Here is a 24,165-nt window from a genome sequence, read left to right as displayed (position 1 = left end):
ACGCACCTGCTTTTCGGGCGCGGAGGCCCGGGCCCGAAGCCGGTACCAGGGGCCGGACACCGTACGCCGGAGCCGGACACCGGGGCCCGGGCCAGGCCCCCGGACGCCGGATGTCGGGGCCGCACGCCGATCAGTCAGCGGGTCGGGTCCCGCGCCCGCCGCCCGCCCCCGGCCCGCCGTCCCGCCTTTGCCGACGCGTGTCCCGCTCGCCGGCGACCGGCGATGCGTCCCCAACAGCCGCATCCCCGTCCGCACGGGCGCCCGGCCCGCCCGCGGCGGTGGTCGGCGGACCGGTGACCACTACCTGCGCGGGCCGCAGGAGATGGTCACCGACCCGGTAGCCGGGCCGCAGCACCGCGCTGCAGACGGGCCGCTCCTGCTGCTCCGACTCCGTGTAGTCGAGCGCCTCATGGGCCGTCGGATCGAACGGCTCCCCCACCTCTCCGACGGACTGCAGGCCGAGCGCGGCCAGGCGGTCCTCGAGGAGGTCGGCGACCGACGTGAACCCCTTCGACGTCTCACCGTGCTCACGCGCCTGGACGACGGTGTCCATGACCGGGAGGAGTGCGCCCAGGACGTTGGACACGGCGATCTCCTGCACCGCCCGGCGATCGCGTCGCACGCGCTTGCGGTAGTTGTCGTACTCGGCCTTCGTCCGTTGCAGATCGGCGGTCCGTTCGGACAGCTGTGAGCGCAGCTTCGCGATCTCCGACGGTTCGTCGCCGCCGGGCGCGTCAGCCGCCGGCGCCCGCTCCGGTGCCTGATCCTGAACCCGCCCTAGCTCCTGCCCCCGCCCTTGCTCCTGCCCCGCAGCCCGACCATGCTCCGGCTCCGGTTCCGGGTGAGGGCGCGGGTGCCGGGCCTCGCCCGGGCCCGCACCCGCGTCCGCACCGGGCACCCGCGGCGCCGCGGCGTCGGTGTTCGCGGAGGTCGCGGAGGTCGCGGGCCCAGGTGCCTCGGTGGTCCCGCGCAGCTCGAGGGTGACCGGATCGATCCGGCGCCGGTCGCGGATGATCACGGGAGGCCGCTGCTCCTTCCCCTGAGCGCGTCGGTCGTTCGGGACGCTCATCCTTCACCTCCCTGCCGCCTGTCCTCGTCCACGATCTCGGCGTCGACGACGTCGTCGTCCGCGGGGCTCTGTCCCTCACCGGCCGCCTGGCCGCCGGCGGTTCCTGCCGCCCCCGTGGCGCCCGCCCCGCCCTCGGGCCGGGCCTGGGCGTAGATGGCGGAGCCGACCTTCTGGGCGGCCACGCTGACCTTCTCCGTGGCCTCGCGGATCGCGGTCGCGTCGTCGCCCTTGAGCTTCTCCTTCAGCTCGGTGAGGGCCGTCTCGACCTCCTGCCTGGCGTCCTGCGGGACCTGGTCCGCCTGGTCGCGCAGCAGCTTCTCGGTGTTGTACACCAGGCCCTCCGCCTGGTTGCGGGTCTCCGCCGCCTCCTTGCGGCGCCGGTCCTCCTCCGCGTGCTGCTCGGCCTCGCGCATCATGCGGTCGATGTCCTGCTTGGGCAGGGCGGAGCCGCCGGTGACGGTCATCTTCTGTTCCTTGCCCGTGCCCAGGTCCTTCGCGGTCACGTGCATGATGCCGTTGGCGTCGATGTCGAACGTGACCTCGATCTGCGGCACCCCACGCGGGGCCGGCGGCAGACCCGTCAGCTCGAACATCCCGAGCTTCTTGTTGTACGCCGCGATCTCACGTTCGCCCTGGAAGACCTGGATCTGCACGGACGGCTGGTTGTCCTCGGCCGTCGTGAAGACCTCGGACCGCTTGGTCGGGATCGTGGTGTTGCGCTCGATGAGCTTGGTCATGATGCCGCCCTTGGTCTCGATACCGAGGGACAGCGGGGTCACGTCCAGCAGCAGGACGTCCTTGACCTCGCCCCGCAGCACACCGGCCTGGAGCGAGGCGCCGATGGCGACGACCTCGTCCGGGTTCACACCCTTGTGCGGATCCTTGCCGGTCAGTTCCCTGACCAGCTCGGTGACGGCGGGCATACGGGTCGAGCCGCCGACCAGGATCACATGGTCGATGTCGTCGACGCTGATGCCTGCGTCCTTGATCGCGTTGTGGAACGGAGCCTTGCAGCGCTCCAGCAGGTCGGCGGTCAGCTGCTGGAACTGGGCGCGCGTCAGCTTCTCGTCAAGGTGCAGCGGGCCCTCCGCGGAGGCCGTGATGTAGGGCAGGTTGATCGTCGTCTCGGTGGCGGAAGAGAGCTCTACCTTTGCCCGCTCGGCGGCTTCCCGCAGTCGCTGCAGGGCCATCTTGTCCTTCGAGAGGTCGATGCCGTAGCCGTTCTTGAACTGCTTGACCAGATGGTCGACGACGCGCTGGTCCCAGTCGTCACCACCGAGGTGGGTGTCACCGTTGGTGGCCTTCACCTCCACCAGGCCCTCCCCGATGTCCAGCAGCGACACGTCGAAGGTGCCGCCACCGAGGTCGAAGACGAGGACCGTCTGGTCGTTCTCCTTGTCCAGGCCGTACGCGAGCGCGGCGGCGGTGGGCTCGTTGATGATCCGCAGCACCTTGAGACCGGCGATCTCCCCCGCCTCCTTCGTGGCGGTGCGCTGCGAGTCGTTGAAGTACGCGGGCACGGTGATCACGGCGTCGGTCACGTCCTCGCCGAGATACGCCTCCGCGTCCCGCTTCAGCTTCTGCAGCACCCGGGAGGAGATCTCCTGCGCGGTGTAGCGCTTGCCGTCGACGGAGCCCGAGTCCGGGAAGTGCCACTGCGCCTCCCCCATGTGCCGCTTGACCGAGCGGGCGGTGCGTTCGACGTTGGTCACCGCCTGACGCTTGGCGATCTCCCCGACGAGCACTTCGCCGCTCTTGGCGAAGGCGACCACCGAGGGCGTGGTCCGCGCCCCCTCCGTACTGGCGATGACGGTCGGCTCTCCGCCTTCGAGGACGGACACCACCGAGTTCGTCGTACCGAGGTCGATTCCGACTGCACGGGTCATCTCTCAGCTCTCCTTCCTGCACAGCCTCGTCGGCGCGCCCGCCGGGGTCGCGCCGCGCCGGAGGTCCGACCGCGGTCGGCACTTCACCACCGCACGTGCGAGGACGGCGGTTCATGGCCACTGCCAGGGGTCCACGTCCATGGCCCACCGCAGCAGCAGGGTCAGCGGATCCGAGAAGTACGGGGCCTCCTGCGGAAGAACGTGTACCCGGACAGGGCCCGCGCGCACGCTCGGCCCTCTCAGCGCGCTCCCCAGAACCGTCGGCGGCTCCGCCGACAGGCGTTCGGCGGATCGCGTACGGGTCAAAGGGCCGGGCGCCCGGTCGACGGTCACCGGGATCCGACGGGCTCCGGAGGTCCGGCCGCGGCGGCGGTCCGCGTCGTAGCGTTGCCGCATCTCGGGGTCGCGGAGGGTGGCGTAGGCCGCCATGACGGCGGCGAGCTCCTCGAGCCGCGCCGCTCCGTCCGGGCTGGAGTCCGGGTGCAGAGCCCGGACCTGCCGGCGGTACGCCGTGGTGATCTGGCGGGACGTCGCGGACGGCACGACGCCGAGCACCGTGTAATGGTCACGGGAGAGGGACGGCCCCGGCATCTCGCCCACCTCCTTTCCGAGCGGGGCGGCAGCACCATGGAACCGGGCTGATCCTCATCAAATATGTACATAAAACTTGAGTCGGGTGTTGTCAAGGCGTCCCCTGCGGAGATACCTAAAATGGAAGCTGCAGGCCGCATCCGACCGGATGGAGGTGGACGACGTGATCACCGAGATGGCAGTCGAGCGCGTGGAGTTCACCTGCGGCAGGTGCTGGCACCAGTGGAGCGCCGACTACGACGTCCAGCAGTACCGCGACGACCAGGGCGGGCAGTGGGAGTACTTCTCCCGTGACGGCACGCCGGTGGCCTCCCCGTACACGCCCGCGGGCGCGCCACCGTGTCCGATCTGCGGCCGCCGATGGGTGGGCCGCATCCTGGCGCGGCGGCCCGTCCCCACACCCCCGGGAGCGGCCCATACGCCCCGGTTGAAGATCTCCGACACGTCCGGGCACCGCTCGGAGCGGCACGGGGCACGCCTCCTCGGGTCGTCCGCGCACGTCCAGCCCGAACCGCTCGGGCCGCCGGCGGAGGAGAACAGCAGCGAGCCTCGCGTGCCACGCTGACCGACCGGCGGAAGGCCCGCGCAGACGACAGTACGGCTCTGAGCGAGAACACGTCTCGAAGGAGGTGCAGCGCCATGGCCCGCCTTGCAGTCAGGGGCGAGGAGCTGATCGTCGAACTGACCTGGTGGGAGAAGATCACCGCACGGCACACGGACGTCCGCGTGCCGCTCGCGGCAGTGGAGAAGGTTTCAGTGGAACGCGACTGGCGGCGTGCCGTGCGCGGCGAGCCCTCCCGGGGCGTGTGGATCGGTGACCTGCTGTATCTCGGCGTGCGCGAACAGGCGGACGTGCGGGACTTCGTCGCGATCCGGCCCCGTCGCGGTCCCGTGGCGCGCGTCGACCTTCGCCCGGCGGCGTCGCCCTTCGCCCGTGTCGCCGTCTCCGACCGCGTCCCCGAGGCGACGGCGGACACCGTGCGCACGGCCGTGAGCCACCACCTGCTCGCACCGGCCGCATCCGGTTGCGCCGACCCCGACCCGGCACCACGCAGAAGGCCCGCCTGGTTGCCCGGCCGGGCTCCGGCACCGGCTCCCCCGGCAGGCATCTGAGCCGGACGCACGGATCGGCGGACGAGAGGCCGCAGGACGCACCGGGCCGGCGCACCAGGCGCGTCTGTCGAGGCGGCGCCACGGCCTTCGATCCGGCCGTGGCCACGGCGCGGGTCCCGGAGCCATCGCCCCCAGGAGCCACGCCGCCTCCTTGTGAGCGCTGCTCTCGATCAAGAGCGCTGACCTCGACCATGAGCGAGGGCCTCGACCGTGAGCGCCGATCGACTCCCTGAGAAATTCCTGATTCCGTGAACGTCGCGGCCCCTCGGCGCGTACAACATCACGAACCGGCCGGTACCGGGGCCGGACGAGACGAGGGAGCCAGCATGACCGGAACGCAGGGGACCGCCCGGATCGTGGCGCGCCGTACCGTCGTCGCCGCCGTGGGCGGGGCCGGTCTCTCCGTCGCCCTGACTGCGTGCGGCGGCTCGGACGACTCGGCGCAGTCCGTGTCGGACAAGCCGGCCGGCGAGGGTGCCGCCTCGGGAGGCGGCACGGTGATCGCCAAGACCACCGACATCCCGGAAGGCGGCGGCAAGATCGTCGGAGACGTGGTGATCACCCAACCGGTGGCGGGCGAGTTCAAGGCCTTCTCGTCCAAGTGCACGCATCAGGGTTGTGCGGTGACGGCCATCTCCGACGGCACCATCAACTGCCCGTGCCACAACAGCCGGTTCGACGCCACGGACGGCAGCGTCAAGGCAGGTCCCGCGACGAAGCCGCTGCCGCCCGCCGCGATCACGGTGGAGGGTGACTCGATCAAGCTCGCGTGACGCGACGGGGCCCTTTCCAGGAGGAGAGGACCTCGTCGGTGGTGGCGATCGTCGCCACCAGTGACAGGGTGTTGCGGATCATCGCGGGGGTGTACTCGGCGGGCACTCCCGCGATGGCGTCCGCCACGACGACGGCGGTGTAGCCGAGGTTCACCGCGTCGAAGACGGCGTTGGGCACCGCCACGTTCGCCGACACCCCGGTGACGACAAGGGTGCGGCAGCCGAGGTTGCGCAGGATCGGGTCGACGTCCGTGCCGGCCAGCGGCGACAGGCCGTGCAGTCTTCGCACGACGATGTCCTCGGGCGCCACGTCGATCGGCGGGGCGATACGCACCGCCGCGGAGCCGGTGTGCTGCTGGACGGGCAGCCGGGTGGCGGCCCTGAACAGCCGCGCGTTCCGGTTGGACCCTCTGCCGTCGGGCCGCCGCTCGGCCACCGCGTGCAGCACCTGCACTCCGGCGTCATGGGCGGCGGCGACCAGGCGGGCGACGTTGCGGAGGGCGCCGGAGGAGCTCGCCGCCGCGGCGAGTTCCGGCAGCGCGCTGTCCTTGCCGACGACGCCCTGCTGGCATTCGACGGTGAGGAGCACCGTGGTGGGCGCCTCGAGCTGCTCCAGAAGCTGACGGAAGGATGACACGCGGCTCCTCCTCGGTGTTCCGGCCCTTCGGCACGGGAGGCGCGACGGTAGCCGCCGTTGCGCACGAGGGGAAGAGCCTCCATGCTGGCCGGACAACATTCCTGACGGATCGTCAGTCATGGATCCGCCGTGTCAGCCGTTGCCGGGGAGGCCGCACATGACCGCCATGCAGCGCCGGGGCCGTCGCATCATGATGACCCCCGCGGAACTGGACGCGTTCCTGACGGAGCAGCGGACCTGCCGGGTGGCCACGGTGTCGCCCGACGGGCGTCCGCACGTCAGCGCGCTGTGGTTCGCCTGGGACGGCACGTCGCTGTGGCTCTACTCCCTCACCCGCAGCAGGCGCTGGGCGGAGCTGCGCCACGATCCACGGCTCGCCGTGGTCGTCGACGCCGGCGAGGAGTACGGGGAGCTGCGGGGCGTCGAACTGTCCGGCACGGGCGTGTTCGTGGGCGAGGCCCCGCGGACCGGCGAGCACTGCCCCGAACTGGCCGAACCGGAAGCCCTGTTCGCCCGCAAGAACTTCGGTCTCGACGAGATGCCCCACGACGGCCGGCACGCCTGGCTGCGGCTCACCCCGGACGCGGTCGCGTCATGGGACTTCCGCAGGCTGTCAGCGCTCTGACTCCCCGACCGGCCCGGCGGCGGCGCGCAGCGCCTCCACCGCCGCCCTGATGGAGGGCCTGCGGTCGGCGTCGGTGCGCCACACCGCGTAGACATGGCGGCGCATCCGCTGCCGCACGGGGACGAGCGCGACGCCCTCGGGAACGGGCCCCCTGCCGAGCCGGGGCGCCACGCAGACGCCCAGGCCGGCGGCGATCAGCGCGAGCTGCGTGTGGTGTTCGCCGGCCCTGTGCCCGATCCGCGGTTCGAAACCCTTGGAGCGCAGGGTGAACATCAGCCACTCGTGGCAGAACTCGCCCTCCGGCCAGGACACCCACTCGTCGTCGGCGAAGTCCTCCAGGTCGACCTCCGCGCGGTTCGCCAGGGGATGACCGGCGGGCATCGCGACATCGGGCACGTCGTCGAGCAGTTGCGCCTGCGCCAGCCCGCCGGGGACGGGAAGCCGTTTGTTGCTCCAGTCGAGCACCACGGCGAGGTCGAGGTCCCCGCGGATGACCCCCCTGACCCCGGCCTCGGGCTCCAACTCCATGGAGAGCACCCGAAGTTCCGGGTGGTCCCGGCGCAGGGTGGACACCGCGGCCGGGAACAGGCCGCGGGCCGCGGTGGGGAACGCCCCGATCCTGACCTCGCCGACCGCCTGCCCTCGCCGAGCCTCGATGTCGGACTGGGCGAGCTCGACCTGGGACAGGATGCGCGCGGCATGGTCGGCGAGAAGCCGGCCGGCGTCGGTGAGCCGCACGCCGCGCCCGTTCTTCGCCAGCAGCTGCTGCCCTACCTCCCGCTCCAGCTTCGCCATCTGCTGGGAGACGGCCGAGGTGGTGACGTGCAGCCCGTCGGCGGCGGCGCTGACGGAGCCGTGCCGGGCCAGCGCGTCGAGGGTGCGCAGTCGCTCGAGGTTCAACATGTAAGCAATGCTAAGCGAACAGGTCGAGAAATTCTCGCTTGTCCTAAGAGGTGACAGACGCGATCGTGGGGCCATGAGCAGCGCTACCACCGAGGCCGACGAGGCCCGCGCCCGTACCCTTCCCCCGGCCCCGCCCGGCACCGCCTCCGCAGTTCGCCCGCCCCGCCGGGCCGTCGACTGGCGCATCCGCTTCGCGGTGCTCTCCGCGGTGTGGGGCTTCAGCTTCCTTCTCATCAAGGTGGGCACGGGGGCGTACGCGCCGTTCCAGGTCACCTTCGGCCGCCTCTTCTTCGGCACGGCGGTGCTCGCGGTCGCGATGGCGGTCCGCCGTGACCGGCTGCCGAGCGGCCTGCGCACCTGGGGTCATCTGACGGTCGCGGCCTTCCTGCTCAACGCGCTGCCGTTCTCGCTGTTCGCCTACTCCGAGCTCACGATCCCCTCGACGCTCGCCGGCATCTGCAACGCCACCTCGCCGCTGTGGGGCATGGCGCTCTCCCTCGTCGCGCTGTCCGAGGACCGGCCGACCCGGCGCCGCGTCGCGGGTCTCGGTATCGGGTTCCTCGGCGTTCTCACCGTTCTCGGCGCGTGGCAGGGCTTCTCGGGGCTCGACTTCTCCGGCACGGCCATGGCGCTGCTCGCCTCACTCAGCTATCCGATCGGCTGGATCTACATCCGCCGCACCCTGGCGGGCTCCAGCCACTCCCACCTCTCGCTGACGGGTGCCCAGTTGGGCCTGGCGACCGTGCAACTCGCGATCGTCACGCCGCTGTTCACCACGGTGCCGGACTCGTTCCCGCTCGTCCCCCTGCTCGCGGTGATCGCGCTCGGCGTTCTCGGCACGGGTCTGGCACTGCTCATCCAGTACGGGCTGGTGGCGGAGGTCGGGCCGACGACGGCGCAGATGGTCACGTACTTCATCCCGGTCATCGCCACGGCGGCGGGCGTGGCGCTGCTCGACGAGCACCTGGCCTGGAACACCCCGGTGGGCGCGCTGATCGTCCTGGTGGGCGCGGCGCTGACGCAGAGCCGGCCGAAGCGGACCTGAGCCCGCACGGGACCACCCCCCGGAAGCGGGCGCGAGTCCGCCCGGGGCCACCGGCCCCCCGAAGCAGACGGAGTCGGGCCGACCGCCCGGGCCTTGGACGGCCGGGCCCCTGCCGGACGGCCCGCCCCGGCGGGGACCGCCGAGGTACCGTCCGGGATCAGCCGTAGCTGCGGGCGGGCATCGGGCCGACCGCCGAGGCCACCGCCTCGGCGAGCGGCTCGATGTCGGCGGACGTCAGGTCGGAGACGGTCAGGCGGACTCCAGGCGCCGACGACATCCTGAAACGCGCCCCGGGGGCCACCGCCCACCCGGCGTGCAGCAGCCGCGCCACCGCTCCCGTCTCGTCCTGGACGGGCACCCACACGTTCATCCCGCTGCGACCGCGGGCCTCGACGCCCCGCCTGGCCAGCGCGCCGATCAGAGCGTCCCGCCGTTCGCCGTAGGAGCGGGCCACGACTGCGGGGTCGACGGCGCCGGACGCCCACAAGTGCGCGACGGTGTGCTGGAGCAGCCGGCTGACCCAGCCGGGCCCCAGGCCGAGCCGCCCCTGTACGCGGTCGATGGTGACGGTGTCCCCGGTGAGGACGGCGACCCGCAGATCGGGCCCGTAGGCCTTCGCCGCGGAACGCACGAACACCCAGCTGTCGGTCGGCCCGGCGAGTGGGTGCAGCGGCTGGTCGACGATGGCGTGTCCGTGGTCGTCCTCGATGAGCAGCGTGCGCGGGAACCGTGCGAGCACGGCGCGCAGTTCGTCCGCGCGCTCGCGGCTCAGGACCGCGCCGGTCGGGTTCTGCGCCCGGTCGGTGACGACGATCGCCCGGGCTCCCGCGCCGAGCGCCCGCTCCACCTCCCCGGGCAGCGGCCCGTCGTCGTCGAGTGCGACGGGCAGCGGCTTGAGGCCGAGCGCGGAGACCAGATCGAGCAGGCTCCCCCAGCCCGGGTCCTCCACGGCGACGGCGTCGCCGGGCCGCAGATGCGCGGTGAGGACCCGCTCGATGGCGTCCAGCGATCCCGAGGTGGCGGCGAGCGGCCCGGCGGGGACCCCGTCGGCGTCCATCGAGGCGCGGGCGAGGCGCACGAACTCGGGGTCCAGCGGCGCCCTTCCGTACAGTCCGGGTTCCTCCGCGTGCCGTCCGGCCGCGGCGGCGAGCGCGTCGTGCAGCGGCGGCAGCAGCGCCAGGTCCGGGTTGCCCTCGCCGAGGTCGCGCACGCCGGGGGGTGCGTCGACCCGGATCGAGCCGCGCACGGTACCGGCCGGGCGGGGGCGCACCCGGCTGCCCCGACGGCCGGCGGTCTCGATCACTCCGCGTTCACGCAGAGTGCGGTAGGCGGCCGCGACGGTGTTCGGGTTCACCCCCAACTGTGTGGCCAACTCCCTCATCGGGGGCAGCAGTCGGCCCGGTTCAAGCTCTCCGGAGCCCACCGCCTGCTCGATGCTCGCGGCAATCTCGGATGCACGCCGCCCAACGATCCGATACTCTCCTAGCACAAAAGACATTATGCACTAGTGCAATGGAGACGGCAATGCCGGAGACCGCGGAAGCCCCGTACGAGCCGACCGAGCGGACGATTCCCACCCGATCCCGGGAGCGGGCATCGTACGACCGCGAGCTGGTGCACTCGATACTCGACACGGCGTACGTCTGCCACCTCGGGTTCGTTCGCGACGGAGCCCCTGTCGTCCTGCCGACGCTGTACGCCCGCGTCGGCGAGCGGCTGTACGTCCACGGGTCGACCGGGTCGCGTCCCCTGCGGATGGCGGGCGAGGCGGACCCGGGGCTGCCGGTGTGCCTGACGGTGACCCATGTAGACGGCCTCGTCCTTGCACGCTCCGCCTTCCACCACTCGCTCAACTACCGCTCGGTGGTGGTCCACGGCACCGCCCGGCAGGTCACCGACCCGTCGGAGAAGCGCACGGCGCTCGACGCGCTCGTGGAGCATGCGATTCCCGGCCGTTCCACCGACTCCCGCCCGGCGAACGCCAAGGAACTGGCGGCGACGGCGGTGCTCCGCCTCGATCTGGCAGAGGTGTCGGCGAAGACCCGCACGGGCGGCCCGAACGACGACCCGGCCGATCTGGACCTCCCCTACTGGGCGGGGATCGTCCCCGTCACCACCGCCCGCGGCCTGCCGGACCCGTCGCCGGACCTCTCCCCGTCCACGCCGCTCCCCACCTACCTCTGACGCGCCACGCCGCGTCGGTCCATGAGCCGCGGCCCTGCCGAACGGGGGTCGGCAGGGCCGCTTCTCGCGCCCCGAAGGGCCGCCTCACGCAGCGGCCGGTACCCGCCTCCGGACCACGGCGCCACGCGCCTCCGCCGCCGCGAGACCGGCGACCGCCGTGAGCAGCAGCAGCGTCCCCGCCACCGTGGCCGGCGTCAGGCGCTCGCCCAGCAGGGTCACCGCGATGACCGCCGCGCTCACCGGCTCCAGCAGCATGATCACCGAGACGGTCGCCGCCCTGACCACTGCCGCGCCCGCGAAGTAGAGGGCGTAGGCGAGCGCCGTCGGCACGGCCGCGACGTAGACCAGCAGGCCCAGGACCCTGGCAGCTTCCACCGTGTGCGGCAGCAGCCCCTCGCCGAGCGCCATCGGCAACAGCCCCACGGACCCGATCGCGAACGCCCACCCGGTCGTGGACAGCGAGTCACCGCCGCCACCGTCCCGGCCGAGCCACCGCGTCAGCAGGGTGATCGCCGCGTATCCGGCGGCCGACAGCACGGCGAGCGCGACACCCGACGACTGCACCTCGGCACCCTCGCCGCCGAGGACCAGGACGCCGAGACCGGCCAGCGCTCCCGCGACAGCCAGGATCCCGCCGCGGCCGAGCCGCTCTCCCATGGTGAGCCGTGCCCCGACGGCGATCAGCACAGGGCCGGCGCCCAGCGTCACGACGGTTCCCACGGCGAGGCCGGTCGCCTCGACGGCCGCGAAGTAGGCGCTCTGGAAGACGGTGAGGCCGATGCCCGTGGCGAGGATGCGCAGCACCCTCCGCCGACGCGGTTCGGCGGGCCTGGCGGTCCCCCGGCGACGCCGGGCGCGCATCGCGAGGACGGGAAGCAGCAGCAGGAGCCCGCCGACGCACCGCCAGAACGACAGAGCGAGCGGCCCCAGCTCGCTCACAGCGAAGACGAGTGAGGCGGCGGCTCCGGCGGTCCCCCAGGCGAACCCGGCGAAGACGAGACAGGTCAGGCCACGGCCCACGGACATGATGGCGGGCACGCCGACAGCAGGAGTTGAAGAGGAATTCGACACGTGACTTCTCCGTATGAAGAACGGGACGGCTGATCGCTCGGCTCAGTCACGCGGGCAGCACCGACCGCTCGGGGAAGACACCCCGAGCCAGGTCTCCTTGAGAACGTCCGCCCGCGCTAGGCGGCGGGCGGCGGAAGTACGGTCGAATGCATGATCGCCACCCTACGGTGCACGGTGACCGGCGGACAACTCCCCGGCGGCGGGCCCGTCGCCGGCCGCCGCGGGCAGGGCTTCCGGCCCACCCGTCGCCACCGGCCCGGACGGCGGCCGGGGCGCCTGGGACTGTGCGATGAACGCCCCGAACAGGACGACCGCGCCACCGAAGATCTGCGGCGCCGAAAGGTGCTCACGCAGCAGCACCCAAGCCAGCACGGTCGCGATGACCGCCTCCAGGCACGCGACGACACCGGCCACCTGCGGCGAGAGTCTGCGCACCGACACCACACCGGTGACGTACGCGAGCACGGTGGCGATCAGCACGATCCACGCCAGCAGCATCGCGGCCGGGACGGCGGTTCCCCCCATGTCGGCGGTACCGGCGAGCAGCGACCAGTCCATGCCCCACGGCCGGGCCACGACCGTCAGCACCACGGCACCGATGAGGAGGCCGTACGCGATCACGCCCAACGGGTCGGGGGCGTCGTCGCTGTCGCCGCCCTGGTCGGACAGGACGAAGTAGCCCACCTGACAACAGGCGGCGCCAAGGGCCAGCAGCAGGCCGAGCACGTCGAACCGCAGCCCCGCCCACACCTCGACGACACACGCGAGGCCCGCGACCGCCAGCACGACGCCCGCGGCGGCGGCCCTGGTCACCGGCCTGCGCTGGACGAAGCGGACCCAGCCGAGGACGAGCGCGGGGGCCAGGTACTCGATGAGCAGTGCGACGCCGACAGGGATGCGGGAGATCGCCGCGAAGTAGCACGCCTGCACTCCCGCCACGGCCAGCAGCCCGAAGCCGGCGAGCAGCGCGGGCCTGCGCCTCAGCAGTCCGCGGTGACGCCAGGCCAGGGGGAGCATCACGAGGGCGGCGCCCGCGACCCGTAGCCACACGACATGGAGGGGGTCGAGTCCCGCCTCGATCAGCGGCTTGGCCGCGACACCCGATCCACCGAACGCGAACGCCGAGCCCAGGGCGAGTCCCAGGCCGGCGCCCCTTCCCTGAGACGCTTGCATCGGCACATCATGTCAGCAGCGGTCAGCACCGTCATCCCTGTGACACATGTCGAGACGCCCCCGGGGCCCCTACGCGGCGGGCCCCGCGGACACCAGTTCCGCGATCCGCGCCGCCAGCAGCGACACGTCGACCCCGGCCCTGCGCAGCACTTCGGCGCCCCGGCAGTCCCGGTCGGCGGCGATGCGGGCCAGTACGTCGATCCCCTCGGCCCGGGCGTCCCCGCGGAGTCTCGCCCTGGCCAGCGCTCCCGCCAACGCGGCCCCGGCCGACGGCGACCAGCCCGGCAGGTCGGGCAGCGCGGTACCGGGCACTGTGACCGGCGACGACAGCCGCGGCGCACCGCCCTCCCGCACCACCGGCAGCGCACCCGAGTCCTCGACGGAGCCCTGCCAGGCGAGCCCGTAGCCGATGCTGCGCTGGACGAGGTAGCCGAGCACACGCGCCACGTGCGCGGGCGACCCGAACGCAGCCCGGACCTGGCAGTCCTGTTCCATCAGGGAGTGGAGGAGATGGGCGGTGTCGATCTGCCGGTCGCCGTCGCGCAGCACCCTCCTGCGGGCACCGGCGACCACCGAGGCCAGCTCCACGGTGAGGGCGGCTTCGAGATCGGCACTGACGGGGGCAGCAGGATGCTGCCGGGGCAGCCACGGGGCAGGACTTCGCACGCCTTCCACCTCATCAGGCATCCGCGGCCCAGGCGTCCACGTGGGGAAGCATTTGCGCATCCCACCGGAGTTGGGCGCACCCGGGCGATTCCTCATCCTTGCGGAGGAGAAGGAGCCGGCTTTCCCTGACTCGTCACATCCGGCCCGCCGTGGACGACCGGCCGCGCACGGGGAACCTGACAGGTCGTCAGTATTGAATGTTCCCGCACACACGACTACGGTCCGCGCACCGGAACCCGACATGAAGGGGTGGTCGCATGGCCGAAGTCAGCGCCGAGGCGCGCATCGAGGCACCGGCCGCGAAGGTCTGGGCCCAGCTCACCGACTTCGCCTCGTACGGCCGCTGGAACGCCACCCACACCAGCTTCCCCAAGGGCGGCCCCGAACCGCTGGAGACAGGCGCCACCTTCGCGGAGAACATGAAGCTGATGGGCTTCCCCGCAGAAGTGACCTGGACCGTGGAGGAACTGGAGGCCGAGCGGGTGCTCGCCATCAGGGGCAAGGGGCCGATGTCGGTCGTCGTCGGCACCCGTTACTCGCTCACCCCGGCCGGCGGCGCGACCGATGTGCGCATCGACGGTGAGTTCACCGGCGCGGCCGTCTCGCTCATGGCCGGCAAGCTGAAGGACTCGGCGACCGCGGCGCTCAACGAGTCGCTCCGCAAGCTGGGCGGACTGGTCGCCTGACCCGCCCACGACGGGCGGAACCGGTCGCCCGGGCGGCCCTCACGGACGGAGGCGGCCGCAAAGACAGCAGAAGGACCCCGCGCTGACGCGGGGCCCCTCACACCCTGGCTCAGTGCTCGTCGGCCAGGATCAGGTAGAGCTTCTTGCGGGCCTCGTTGATCACGGCGACGGCCTTCTGCCGCTGCTCGGCGTTGCCCGACTTCCAGACCTGGCCGAACGCCTCCATCAGACCGAAGCCGGCCTGCCGGATCTCGTTGACCGTCTCCCAGTCGACACCGCGGCCGGCCTCCTCCCAGGGAGCCTCCGGCCCCGATTCGGCCTCGGCACGCCCGGTGTCGGTCAGCGTGAACAGCTTCTTGCCGCCGTCGCTCTCGCTGACGATCAGACCCTCGTCCTCCAGCATCTGGAGGGTCGGATAGACGGACCCGGGGCTGGGCTTCCACGCCCCGCCGCTGCGCTCGTCGATCTCCTGGATCATCTCGTAGCCGTGCATCGGACGGTTCTTCAACAGGGCCAGGATCGAGGCGCGCACATCGCCGCGCCGCGCCCTGCCCCGGCCGCCGCCACGCCCGCGTCCGCCGCCGAAGGGCCCACCGAACGGCGGCCCCCAGGGCCCGAACGCCGCGCGGCGGCCCTCGTACTCACCCCAACCGTGATGGCCGGGCCCGCAGTGTCCGCGGCCGCCTTCCGGCCCGTTTCCATGTGAACGCATCGCTACGCTCCTTCCATCGTTGATCAGTCGCGATGCGTCAACGATATATCGGGAACAGTCGAACGACAAGACCTCACCGGGCCGCCGACCCCGAATTGGCCTTGGCCTGCCCGTTCACCCGAGCTCTACGGTCGGCCCATGCGGATTCGAATCGTCGACGCCTTCACCGACCGTCCCTTCGCGGGCAATCCCGCCGGAGTGCTGCTGCTGGACTCCACCGGGTTCCCACCCGACACCTGGCTCCAGCACGTCGCCGCGGAGCTGAACCTCTCCGAGACCGCCTTCGCCCACCCCCTGCCCGCCGGGAGCGACGCGGACTGGGCACTGCGCTGGTTCACCCCGGCCACGGAGGTCGACATGTGCGGCCACGCCACCCTGGCCACCGCGCACGTGCTGCACACGACGGGAGCGGCAACGGGCACGGTGCGCTTCACCGCGCGTTGCGGCATCCTGCGGACCACCGCGCACAAGGACGGCACGGTCACCCTCGACTTCCCCACCGCCCCGCTGCGAGAGGTGACGGTCCCCGACGGCGTCGCCGAGGCGCTCGGCGCGAAGGTGCTCGCCGCCCATGACACCGGGCCCCACATCGGGGACCTGCTGATCGAACTGGCCGACGAGCAGTCCGTACGCGCTCTGGACCCCGATTTCGCCGCCCTCGTAGCACATTCCGAGCGCGGCATCATCGCCACCGCCGCCGCGGCGGACGCCTCCGCCGGCTACGACTTCGTCTCCCGCGGCTTCTTCCCCCGGGTCGGCATCGACGAGGACCCCGTCACCGGAAGCGCCCACACGGCGCTCGCGCCCTTCTGGTCCGCCCGCCTCGGCCGCGACGAACTGACCGGCCTCCAGGCATCTGCCCGCTCCGGCCTGGTCCGCACCGCACTGCGCGGCGACCGCACCCTGCTGACCGGGCGCGCGGTGACCGTGATCGACGGCGAACTGCTCACCACTCCCTGAACGCACCACGACCGAGGGGGTGCACGGCGTCCGCCGTGCACCCCCTCGGTCGCGCTGCCGGGCCGCCGGTCACGGCGTGGGAAGCCAGTCCACCCTCCCGGACAGCAGTCCGTATCCGACGAAGGCGACGATGTCGAGCAGCGCGTGCGCCGCCACCAGCGGCCCCACCCTGCCCCACCTGCGGTACAGCAGTACGAAGACCACGCCCATCACCATGTTGCCGATGAATCCGCCGATTCCCTGGTACAGGTGGTACGAGCCGCGCAGCACCGAGCTCGCGACCAGCGCCGCCATCGGTGTCCAGCCGAGCTGATCGAGCCTGCGCAGCAGATACCCGACGACGATCACCTCCTCCACCACGGAGTTCTGGATCGCGGAGAGGATCAGCACCGGGTACTTCCACCAGACCTCGGGCAGCGCCTCCGGCACGACGGTGAGGTTGAACCCGGAGGCCCTCGCCACCAGATAGAAGGCCAGCCCCGCGCTCCCGATACCGGCGGCGACGAGCGCGCCACGGCCGATGTCGGACCAGGGCCGGCTCCGGTCGAACCCGATCGAGGAGAGTCCGGCACGCTCGCGGATCAGCAGATGCGCCACGAGCGCGACGGGCACCAGCGCCGTCGCGATCCCGAAGAGCTGCCAGGCCAGATCGAGCCACGGCCGCCCCGGCGCGAAGGACCCGTTGAGCGTCGCGGCCTGGTCCTTCAGCCCGCCGGGCTTCGTCAGCGATCCGATGAAGCTGATCAGCGCGGACACGCCACTGGCGCCGAGCGACAGGGCGAGCACGAGCAGCGTCTCCGACCGGAGGGTCCTGCGCGACACCGCCTCCCGCGGAAAGGACCCGGCCGCGTCTCCCGCCTGCGCCTGCACTACAGCCTCCAGTTGCTCCACCGCATGGGACGTCACAGCTTGCCCGACGAACCTACGGTGGTCGCAGCCAGGTCCCGCGCACGCCCCCACGACAGCGCCGAGCACCGTGCGGCCGCGCGCCCGGGTCGGTCAGGAGCGCGCCCCCGGAAAGCCCACCGGCCACGTGTGCACCGGCTGCCCCTCACGCATCAGCTCGCAGTAGCGACGGGTCATCGCCGCCAGCGCCACCTCACGCTCCAGCCCCGCCTCACGGGCGCGGTGATAGGTGTCCGCCTGCCAGGAGGCTCCGTTCATCCGCCGACGACACCGCTCCTCGATCACGCCCAGATACAGGTCGCGATCGGCGGGCGCCACGTTCCACGCGTCGAGACCCGCCGCGGCCAGCGGCAGCAACTCGTCCCGGACGAGCTTGACGACCGGCACCTGGGTGACGCCGCCACGGCCGGGGCGGGGCCACTGGAGCTCGGCGTCGATACCGTGCCGGCAGGCGGTCTCGAAGTTCTGGTCGGCGGCGGCGAAGGGCAGCCGCGTCCATACCGGCCGGGCGTCCTCCGCGAGCGCTCGTACCAGACCGTAGTAGAACGCGGCGTTGGCGATCACATCGGTCACCGTCGGGCCGGCGGGCAGCACGCGGTTCTCCACCCGCAGGTGGGGGACGCCGTCGACGACCGCGTACACCGGACGGTTCCAGCGGTAGATCGTGCCGTTGTGCAGGACCAGCTCCTGGAGCCGCGGCACTCCGCCGTCCTCCAGGACCCGCAGCGGGTCCTCGTCGTCACAGAAGGGCAGCAGCGCGGGGAAGTACCGGATGTTCTCCTCGAAGAGGTCGTAGGCCGAGTCCACCCAGCGCTCACCGAACCAGGTCCGCGGGCGCACGCCCTGCGCCTGGAGCTCCGGCGGGCGGGTGTCCGTGGCCTGCTGGAAGAGCGGCGGCCGCGATTCGCGCCACAGCTCCTTGCCGAACAGGAAGGGCGCGTTGGCGCCGACGGCGACCTGCACGGCGGCCACCGCCTGGGCGGCGTTCCACACGTCGGCGAACCGGCCGGGCGTCACCTGGAGATGCAGCTGCACCGAAGTACAGGCGGCTTCCGGCGCGATCGACGCAGACGTGCACGTGAGCCTTTCCACCCCCTCGATGTCGAGGGTGAAGTCCTCCCCGCGGGCCGCCACGATCTGATCGTTGAGCAGCATGTAACGGTCCACGTCGGAGAGGTTCGCGGACACCAGATCCTGCTGCGCCAGCGTCGGCAGAATGCCGATCATCACGATCCCGGAGCCGAGCTCCTGCGCCTTGCGATCGGCATATCCCAGCCCGGTGTGCAACTCCTCCGCCAGCTGATCGAGAACACGGCCGCCCAATCGGTGCGGGACGATGTTTACTTCCAGATTGAACATGCCGAGCTCGGTCTGGAAATCCGGGCTGGCGATACGGGAGAGAACTTCGGCATTCATCATCCGAGGCATCCCGTCCGCGCCCGCGAGATTCAGCTCTATCTCGAGCCCCATCAGATTCTTGGGCCGGTCGAACCTCTTCTCCGCCAGCAGCCGCCCCAGCCCGGCCAGGCACTGTTGCAGCTTGTCTCGGTACCGTTGCCGATCGGACAGGTCGAACCCGCCTGCCTCGACCTTCTCCCCCATCGAAGCGTCCCTCCTCGAGTGGGTCCCACGTGGCGAGGACCGCTCACGTCACGGACGATAATGCCCAGCCTCATTGATCCATAACGCCCCGCGCGGAGTCTGCGGCCGGTAGGCTGGACACAGACGCCCGGCAGGCACATTCCCCTGGCATGAGGCAAACCGCAATTGCAGGCATGGACGGCGACGGAAAACACAGGCTTGATTCGGCCTACCGCGTCGGAGCCGAAACCGCAGGCCGCAGCCTCGACAGCACTGGAAAGCAGCAGAAATGCCGCATGAAACGGGCCGGTTCATGTCTTGCCAGAAATACCCGCGACGGGTAGCGGAAACATTACGTGAACACGCGTCGTATAAACTCCGCGAGGGCGGTGAGTTCGTATCCGGTGTCTTCCGGCCGCTGGCCGCCCCGCACGCAGACAGTGACGTCCGCACCTTCACGCTCCACCGTGTCTCCTGAGTGAGAGGCGACCCACCATGCCGCTGCTTGTCCCCCCGGCCCCCACGCCTGCCCTGCGAAGCGTCCTCGCGGCACTCGGTTCCCCCACAGCCGTCCGCGAGGCCCGAACCCCCGCTCTGAGGTCCGTCCAGGGGCCCCTGAGCGCCGAACTGCCGCTGCCGGTCCATGTACTGGACAGGATCGTGCCGAGCGGCCGCACGCCGCACACCAGGCTCACCGGCTGGCGTTTCCTGATCCGCAGCGGCGACCGCACCGTGGCCGCCGCGGACACCATGCTCACGCCTGACGGCTGGACCTTCTCCCACTTCTTCGAGGGCCCCTACCTCGACTCGACCGAACGCGCCCTGCGCCAGGCCGAGTCGATCGGGACGCCGTTCCAGCCCAGACTGCTGTCCGTTCCCGAGCTCTACATGCTGACCCTCTGGCTGCACGGCGACGTCGAGGCCGACGCCGCGTCCGGCACCCCGCAGCCTTCCGACGTCCTGGTCCCCCTTGCCCCCGCGCCACCGGGCATAGCCGCCCACCGGCCGCACCGGGTCGCGGACCTGCTGCCCCTCATGACCTTGCGGGTGACGCCGGCCCCGCTGCTCGACTCGCCGGCCGCCTGACAGGAGAACACTCCGGACATCACACCCACGGGAGACACCCGGTACGCCCCGCGACCTCCCGGTCGCGGGGCGTACCGGTGCTCCGGGTATGGCCCGTTGTGACTAGCCCGCCCGGGCCACTGCGAACCACCCGAAAGGACAGCCCTGTTGAACTGAACCGCCCGAGCGGGTGGTGCGTCATCAATCAGTAGGAAGAGCTGCTGTGAAATGCCTGCGGAGGGACCTCCGTGGGTGAACACTGGGGACCGACCGACAGATACGGGGGAGCGGCCATGAACACCTCATCGAGCCGCACGACACACACCACATCACAGCGAAAGAACCCATCAATGTGCCAGCACCAGCCAGCCTGTCCCACGTCCGACTCCGCCGACCGTGAGGCGGCCCGCCTCGTCGCGCACCATCCGGAACAGGGCTGGAGCCTGCTGTGCAACGGCGTGCTCCTCTTCGAGGACACCGGCGAACTGCTGCCCGACGGCCGGATCATCGCCCCGCGCCGCACAGCGGACGCCGGCCCGCTGGTGACCGCCGCCTAGGCCTCTTCAGCAACCTGGGAAACAGAAGGGCCGGCCCGGAGAACTTCCGGACCGGCCCCGACGCATGTGCCGCGCGGCTCGCGTCAGTTGTCGTACTCCTCCAGCGGCGGGCAGGAGCACACGAGGTTACGGTCGCCGAACGCTCCGTCGATACGGCGCACCGGCGGCCAGTACTTGTCGGCCGCGTTCACGCCCGCCGGGAAGACGGCCTCCTCGCGGCTGTAGGAGTGGTCCCACTCGCCGCCGAGCGCGGCCGCCGTGTGCGGAGCATTACGCAGCGGGTTGTCGTCGGCGGACCACTCGCCCGACGCGACCTTCTCGATCTCGCCGCGGATCGCGATCATGGTGTCGCAGAAGCGGTCGAGCTCCGTGAGGTCCTCGCTCTCCGTCGGCTCGATCATCAGCGTGCCGGCCACCGGGAAGGACATCGTCGGCGCGTGGAAGCCGTAGTCGATCAGGCGCTTGGCGATGTCGTCGACGCTGACACCGGTCGCCTTGGACAGCGGCCGCAGGTCGACGATGCACTCGTGGGCGACCAGGCCGGCAGGACCGGTGTAGAGCACCGGGTAGTGCGGCTCGAGGCGCTTGGCGATGTAGTTCGCCGCGAGCACGGCGACCTGCGTCGCCCGCTTGAGGCCCTCTCCGCCCATCAGCCGCACGTACGCCCACGAGATCGGCAGGATGCCCGCCGAGCCCCAGGGAGCCGCGGAGATCGGTCCCACACCCGTCCGGGGGCCGGCCGCCGGCTGCAGCGGGTGGTTCGGCAGGTAGGGCGCGAGGTGGGCGCGCACACCGACCGGGCCGACGCCCGGACCGCCGCCGCCGTGCGGGATGCAGAAGGTCTTGTGCAGGTTCAGGTGCGAGACGTCACCGCCGAACCGGCCGGGCTTGGCGAGGCCCACCAGGGCGTTGAGGTTGGCGCCGTCGACGTACACCTGGCCGCCCGCGTCGTGCACCTGGGCACAGATGTCGGCGACGTGCTCCTCGAACACACCGTGCGTCGACGGGTAGGTGATCATCAGCACGGACAGTTCGTCGCGGTACTGCTCGATCTTGGCGCGCAGGTCCTCGACGTCGATCTCGCCGTCGTCGGCGGTCTTCACCACGACGACCTTCATGCCGGCCATCACGGCGCTGGCGGCGTTGGTGCCGTGCGCGGAGGACGGGATCAGACAGACCGTGCGGCCCGCGTCCCCGTTGGCGCGGTGGTAGGCGCGGACGGCCAGCAGACCCGCCAGCTCGCCCTGCGACCCGGCGTTGGGCTGGATGGAGACCTTGTCGTAGCCGGTGACCTCGGCGAGGCGCTCCTCCAGCTCGTGGATCAGGGTCAGATAGCCCTGAGCCTGCTCGACCGGGGCGAAGGGGTGGATCTGGCCGAACTCCGGCCAGGTCACCGGCTCCATCTCGGTGGTCGCGTTCAGCTTCATGGTGCAGGAGCCGAGCGGGATCATGCCGCGGTCCAGCGCGTAGTCACGGTCGGCGAGCCGGCGCAGGTAGCGCAGCATCGCGGTCTCGGACCGGTGCTGGTGGAAGACGGGGTGGGTCAGGTACTCGTCGTCGCGCAGCAGCGCGGCCGGCAGGGCGTCCACGCCGGCCGCGTCCAGGACGTCGATGTCCCCGTCCACGCCGAAGGCGGCCCAGACGGCGGTCAGCTGCTCGCGGCCGGTGGTCTCGTCGCAGGCGAGGGAGACGTGATCGGCGTCCACCAGGTACAGGTTGACCCCCCGCTCGCGGGCGGCGACGACCACGTCCGCGGCCCTGCCGGGCACGCGGGCGGTCAGGGTGTCGAAGTACGAGCCGTGCAGCAGCTCGACGCCGCCGGCCCGCAGCCCCTCGGCGAGGATCGCGGCGTAACGGTGGGTGCGCCGGGCGATCGCACGCAGCCCGTCCGGGCCGTGGTAGACCGCGTACATGCCCGCCATCACGGCGAGCAGCACCTGCGCGGTGCAGATGTTGCTGGTGGCCTTCTCGCGGCGGATGTGCTGCTCGCGGGTCTGCAGCGCCAGCCGGTAGGCCTTGTTGCCGTCGGCGTCGACGGAGACGCCCACGAGGCGGCCGGGCAGGCTGCGGGCGAACTTGTCCCGGACGGCCATGTAGCCGGCGTGCGGGCCGCCGAAGCCCATCGGGACACCGAAGCGCTGGGTGGTGCCGACCGCGATGTCCGCGCCGAGCTCGCCGGGCGAGGTGAGCAGCGTCAGAGCCAGCAGGTCCGCGGCGACCGTGACGATCGCGCCGAGCTCGTGCGCCTGCTCGATCACGGGCCGGAGGTCGCGCACGGCACCGGAGGCACCCGGGTACTGCAGCAGCACACCGAACACGCCGCGCTCGGCGATGTCCGCGGGGATGCCGTCGCTGAGGTCGGCGGTGACGACCTCGACGCCGGTGGGCTCGGCACGCGTCTCTATCACGGCAAGGGTCTGGGGCAGGGCGTCCGCGTCGACCAGGAAGACGCCGTTCTTGACCTTGCCCACCCGGCGGGCCAGCGACATGGCCTCCGCGGCGGCCGTGCCCTCGTCGAGGAGCGAGGCGCCGGAGGTGGGCAGTCCGGTCAGGTCGGCGACGACGGTCTGGAAGTTGAGCAGCGCCTCGAGCCGGCCCTGCGAGATCTCGGGCTGGTACGGGGTGTACGCCGTGTACCAGGCCGGGTTCTCCATGACGTTCCGCAGGATGACCGGCGGCGTGAACGTCCCGTAGTAGCCCAGGCCGATCATCGGCGCGAGCACCTGGTTGCGGTCCGCCAGGGTGCGCAGCTCCGCGAGGACGTCCGCCTCGGTGCGGGCGTCGGGGAGGTCGAGGGCCTCGGCGCTCTTGATGACGTCCGGTACGGCGGCGGCGGTGAGCTCGTCGAGGGAGCCGTAGCCCACATGGGCGAGCATCTTGGCCTGGGCACCGGCGTCGGGCCCGATGTGCCGCTGCTCGAACGGGATCCCTCGCTCCAGCTGGGAGAGCGGAATGCGGTTGGCGGTCATGGTGGGAGGCCTCCTGGTCTTCGCGACCTGCGAGGGGCATCACGGCACGGATGCCCGGACGGCCTCCCCCTCTGTCATCTCGACCTGAGAGCTTCACCGGGGCGTCACGGAGCGACATCCCGGCTTTCACCGTCGGTGAGAGCGGATGCCGTCCGACGCCCGCTCTGCTTTCCAGAGTGACCTCGTCCGTGCGGTACAGGTGCCTGAGAGATTCCGGGGAGGATTTGCTCCTTCGGCGCCTCCGGGACTTCTCTCCGGAGGACTCTCCCGCACAGGGTCAGCGGCCGTTTGCCAGGGTACCAGCGTGCATGGCGCCCGATCGCTCGAGTGGCCGACACCTGGATTGTGGACTTTCGTAGTCGTTGGAGAGCAGGTGCGACCATTTGGAGGGACCGTGCAGACCGACATCGATCCGCGCAGCCTGATCGGCCGCAAGGCGTTCGACCGCAACGGCACCAAGATCGGAACCGTTGACGAGGTGTACCTGGACGACGCCACGGGCGTGCCCGAGTGGGCGGCCGTACGCACAGGACTCTTCAGCCGTGACGCCTTCGTCCCTCTCGAACCGAGCGAGCTCGTCGACAACGCGCTGCACGTTCCCTACGAGCGCGCGCTGATCAAGGACGCGCCCGACTTCGGCGTGGGCCGCCATCTGTCCCCCGAGCAGGAACTCCAGCTCTACCACCACTACGGGCTCGATCTCTCCGGTCCGCCTCCCGCGCCGGCGCCCGCCTCCGGCGACCGGTCCTTCGGCCGGGTAGCGGGGCAGGAGGACTGACCACCGCATTACGCGTCACCGGGCCCGGCCGCAAGGCAAGGCTCCCTTCCCACCGCCGCTTGCCGCCTCTCCCCCGCCGCGCCCGTCAGCCCGGCCGTGGGGGGGGGGGGGGGGGGGGGGGCGGGCGGCGGGGGGGCGGGGGGGGGGGGGGGGGCCGCCCCGCCGGGGCGGGCGGGGGGGGGGGGGGGGGGGGGCCCCCCCCCCCGCGGGCGCCC

Annotated in this window: 24 protein-coding genes, 1 pseudogene and 1 riboswitch (1 of these 26 cut by a window edge); of the genes and pseudogenes, 11 read left to right on the top strand and 14 right to left on the bottom strand. The window is 71.7% G+C overall.

Features of this window, described 5'->3' with window-relative positions; translation table 11 throughout:
- Nucleotides 1–130: 130 nt before the first annotated feature.
- The 3 genes from grpE to ACIPJI_RS35645 all read right to left on the bottom strand — a co-directional run bounded on the left by grpE (nt 131) and on the right by ACIPJI_RS35645 (nt 3,546).
- Nucleotides 131–1,069 carry a nucleotide exchange factor GrpE gene (gene grpE / locus ACIPJI_RS35655; protein WP_402251082.1) on the bottom strand — a complete coding sequence of 313 codons (939 nt, stop codon included), beginning with the start codon at nt 1,067–1,069 and terminating at the stop codon, nt 131–133.
- On the bottom strand, nt 1,066–2,955 hold the full coding sequence (gene dnaK, locus ACIPJI_RS35650; protein ID WP_356620208.1) for a molecular chaperone DnaK: 1,890 nt from the start codon (nt 2,953–2,955) through the stop codon (nt 1,066–1,068). Before dnaK ends, grpE begins: the two co-directional genes overlap by 4 nt.
- 111 nt (nt 2,956–3,066) lie before the next feature.
- Nucleotides 3,067–3,546, bottom strand: coding sequence for a J domain-containing protein (locus ACIPJI_RS35645; protein ID WP_402251080.1), 480 nt, complete (start codon nt 3,544–3,546; stop codon nt 3,067–3,069).
- Nucleotides 3,547–3,709: 163 nt separating this feature from the next.
- On the opposite strand from ACIPJI_RS35645, the gene ACIPJI_RS35640 reads away from it, so the two are divergent.
- From ACIPJI_RS35640 to ACIPJI_RS35630, 3 genes are all read left to right on the top strand, one after another.
- On the top strand, nt 3,710–4,111 hold the full coding sequence (locus ACIPJI_RS35640; protein ID WP_402251077.1) for a hypothetical protein: 402 nt from the start codon (nt 3,710–3,712) through the stop codon (nt 4,109–4,111).
- Nucleotides 4,112–4,185: 74 nt separating this feature from the next.
- Nucleotides 4,186–4,659 carry a hypothetical protein gene (locus tag ACIPJI_RS35635; protein WP_402251075.1) on the top strand — a complete coding sequence of 158 codons (474 nt, stop codon included), beginning with the start codon at nt 4,186–4,188 and terminating at the stop codon, nt 4,657–4,659.
- Nucleotides 4,660–4,985: 326 nt separating this feature from the next.
- Nucleotides 4,986–5,432, top strand: a complete 447-nt coding sequence (locus ACIPJI_RS35630) for a Rieske (2Fe-2S) protein (protein ID WP_356620200.1) — start codon at nt 4,986–4,988, stop codon at nt 5,430–5,432.
- Here the strand turns inward: ACIPJI_RS35630 and ACIPJI_RS35625 are convergent.
- Nucleotides 5,419–6,069: a cysteine hydrolase gene (locus ACIPJI_RS35625; protein WP_402251073.1), complete on the bottom strand. Its 651-nt coding sequence runs from the start codon at nt 6,067–6,069 to the stop codon at nt 5,419–5,421. The two genes, ACIPJI_RS35630 and ACIPJI_RS35625, sit on opposite strands and share 14 nt — an antisense overlap.
- 157 nt (nt 6,070–6,226) lie before the next feature.
- Between ACIPJI_RS35625 and ACIPJI_RS35620 the strand changes: the two genes are divergently transcribed.
- Complete coding sequence (locus tag ACIPJI_RS35620; protein WP_402251071.1) at nt 6,227–6,694, top strand: pyridoxamine 5'-phosphate oxidase family protein; 468 nt, start codon at nt 6,227–6,229, stop codon at nt 6,692–6,694.
- On the opposite strand, the gene ACIPJI_RS35615 is transcribed toward ACIPJI_RS35620, so the two are convergent.
- Entirely contained in the window at nt 6,683–7,597 is a 915-nt protein-coding gene (locus ACIPJI_RS35615) for a LysR family transcriptional regulator (RefSeq protein WP_402251069.1), read from the bottom strand. The genes ACIPJI_RS35620 and ACIPJI_RS35615 overlap by 12 nt on opposite strands.
- A gap of 73 nt (nt 7,598–7,670) precedes the next feature.
- Between ACIPJI_RS35615 and ACIPJI_RS35610 the strand changes: the two genes are divergently transcribed.
- Nucleotides 7,671–8,642: a DMT family transporter gene (locus ACIPJI_RS35610; RefSeq protein WP_356620192.1), complete on the top strand. Its 972-nt coding sequence runs from the start codon at nt 7,671–7,673 to the stop codon at nt 8,640–8,642.
- Between the two features lie 157 nt (nt 8,643–8,799).
- Here the strand turns inward: ACIPJI_RS35610 and ACIPJI_RS35605 are convergent, their stop codons facing one another.
- Nucleotides 8,800–10,131: an aminotransferase class I/II-fold pyridoxal phosphate-dependent enzyme gene (locus tag ACIPJI_RS35605; protein WP_402251067.1), complete on the bottom strand. Its 1,332-nt coding sequence runs from the start codon at nt 10,129–10,131 to the stop codon at nt 8,800–8,802.
- 23 nt (nt 10,132–10,154) lie between these two features.
- On the opposite strand from ACIPJI_RS35605, the gene ACIPJI_RS35600 reads away from it, so the two are divergent.
- The gene (locus ACIPJI_RS35600) at nt 10,155–10,826 is read left to right on the top strand and encodes a pyridoxamine 5'-phosphate oxidase family protein (RefSeq protein ID WP_402251065.1); all 672 of its coding nucleotides are present in this window, start codon (nt 10,155–10,157) and stop codon (nt 10,824–10,826) included.
- Between the two features lie 84 nt (nt 10,827–10,910).
- Here the strand turns inward: ACIPJI_RS35600 and ACIPJI_RS35595 are convergent, their stop codons facing one another.
- The 3 genes from ACIPJI_RS35595 to ACIPJI_RS35585 all read right to left on the bottom strand — a co-directional run bounded on the left by ACIPJI_RS35595 (nt 10,911) and on the right by ACIPJI_RS35585 (nt 13,736).
- Nucleotides 10,911–11,852 carry a DMT family transporter gene (locus tag ACIPJI_RS35595; protein WP_402251101.1) on the bottom strand — a complete coding sequence of 314 codons (942 nt, stop codon included), beginning with the start codon at nt 11,850–11,852 and terminating at the stop codon, nt 10,911–10,913.
- A gap of 207 nt (nt 11,853–12,059) precedes the next feature.
- Entirely contained in the window at nt 12,060–13,070 is a 1,011-nt protein-coding gene (locus ACIPJI_RS35590) for an EamA family transporter (RefSeq protein WP_402251063.1), read from the bottom strand.
- A gap of 69 nt (nt 13,071–13,139) precedes the next feature.
- Entirely contained in the window at nt 13,140–13,736 is a 597-nt protein-coding gene (locus ACIPJI_RS35585; protein ID WP_402251062.1) for a Clp protease N-terminal domain-containing protein, read from the bottom strand.
- 257 nt (nt 13,737–13,993) lie between these two features.
- Here ACIPJI_RS35585 and ACIPJI_RS35580 point away from each other — a divergent pair, with 257 nt between their 5' ends.
- Entirely contained in the window at nt 13,994–14,422 is a 429-nt protein-coding gene (locus tag ACIPJI_RS35580; protein ID WP_402251060.1) for an SRPBCC family protein, read from the top strand.
- Between the two features lie 109 nt (nt 14,423–14,531).
- On the opposite strand, the gene ACIPJI_RS35575 is transcribed toward ACIPJI_RS35580, so the two are convergent.
- The gene (locus tag ACIPJI_RS35575) at nt 14,532–15,134 is read right to left on the bottom strand and encodes a PadR family transcriptional regulator (protein ID WP_356620180.1); all 603 of its coding nucleotides are present in this window, start codon (nt 15,132–15,134) and stop codon (nt 14,532–14,534) included.
- 138 nt (nt 15,135–15,272) lie between these two features.
- Between ACIPJI_RS35575 and ACIPJI_RS35570 the strand changes: the two genes are divergently transcribed.
- On the top strand, nt 15,273–16,094 hold the full coding sequence (locus tag ACIPJI_RS35570; protein WP_402251058.1) for a PhzF family phenazine biosynthesis protein: 822 nt from the start codon (nt 15,273–15,275) through the stop codon (nt 16,092–16,094).
- Between the two features lie 69 nt (nt 16,095–16,163).
- Here the strand turns inward: ACIPJI_RS35570 and ACIPJI_RS35565 are convergent, their stop codons facing one another.
- Entirely contained in the window at nt 16,164–16,964 is an 801-nt protein-coding gene (locus ACIPJI_RS35565) for a CPBP family intramembrane glutamic endopeptidase (RefSeq protein ID WP_307710282.1), read from the bottom strand.
- A 129-nt stretch (nt 16,965–17,093) separates the two neighbouring features.
- Nucleotides 17,094–18,602, bottom strand: a complete 1,509-nt coding sequence (locus ACIPJI_RS35560; protein WP_307705315.1) for a glutamate--cysteine ligase — start codon at nt 18,600–18,602, stop codon at nt 17,094–17,096.
- 474 nt (nt 18,603–19,076) lie between these two features.
- Here ACIPJI_RS35560 and ACIPJI_RS35555 point away from each other — a divergent pair, with 474 nt between their 5' ends.
- Together ACIPJI_RS35555 and ACIPJI_RS35550 are read left to right on the top strand one after the other, a co-directional pair.
- The gene (locus ACIPJI_RS35555) at nt 19,077–19,667 is read left to right on the top strand and encodes a hypothetical protein (RefSeq protein ID WP_356620176.1); all 591 of its coding nucleotides are present in this window, start codon (nt 19,077–19,079) and stop codon (nt 19,665–19,667) included.
- Nucleotides 19,668–19,996: 329 nt separating this feature from the next.
- Nucleotides 19,997–20,203 carry a DUF5999 family protein gene (locus ACIPJI_RS35550; RefSeq protein ID WP_307705317.1) on the top strand — a complete coding sequence of 69 codons (207 nt, stop codon included), beginning with the start codon at nt 19,997–19,999 and terminating at the stop codon, nt 20,201–20,203.
- 83 nt (nt 20,204–20,286) lie between these two features.
- Here ACIPJI_RS35550 and gcvP read toward each other — a convergent pair whose 3' ends face one another.
- Nucleotides 20,287–23,172, bottom strand: coding sequence for an aminomethyl-transferring glycine dehydrogenase (gene gcvP / locus ACIPJI_RS35545; RefSeq protein WP_402251056.1), 2,886 nt, complete (start codon nt 23,170–23,172; stop codon nt 20,287–20,289).
- Between the two features lie 181 nt (nt 23,173–23,353).
- Nucleotides 23,354–23,452, bottom strand: a riboswitch (glycine riboswitch).
- 114 nt (nt 23,453–23,566) lie between these two features.
- Here gcvP and ACIPJI_RS35540 point away from each other — a divergent pair.
- Entirely contained in the window at nt 23,567–23,950 is a 384-nt protein-coding gene (locus tag ACIPJI_RS35540) for a PRC-barrel domain-containing protein (RefSeq protein ID WP_189470208.1), read from the top strand.
- 15 nt (nt 23,951–23,965) lie between these two features.
- Here the strand turns inward: ACIPJI_RS35540 and ACIPJI_RS35535 are convergent.
- Nucleotides 23,966–24,165: pseudogene (locus ACIPJI_RS35535) on the bottom strand (DNA polymerase IV) (it continues 1,558 nt past the right edge of the window).

Origin of the sequence: Streptomyces sp. NPDC086835 (assembly GCF_044745705.1) — a bacterium.
GTDB lineage: Bacteria > Actinomycetota > Actinomycetes > Streptomycetales > Streptomycetaceae > Streptomyces.
The sequence above is the reverse complement of the archived record's forward strand: the minus strand, read 5'-3'. Positions and strand labels throughout refer to the sequence as shown.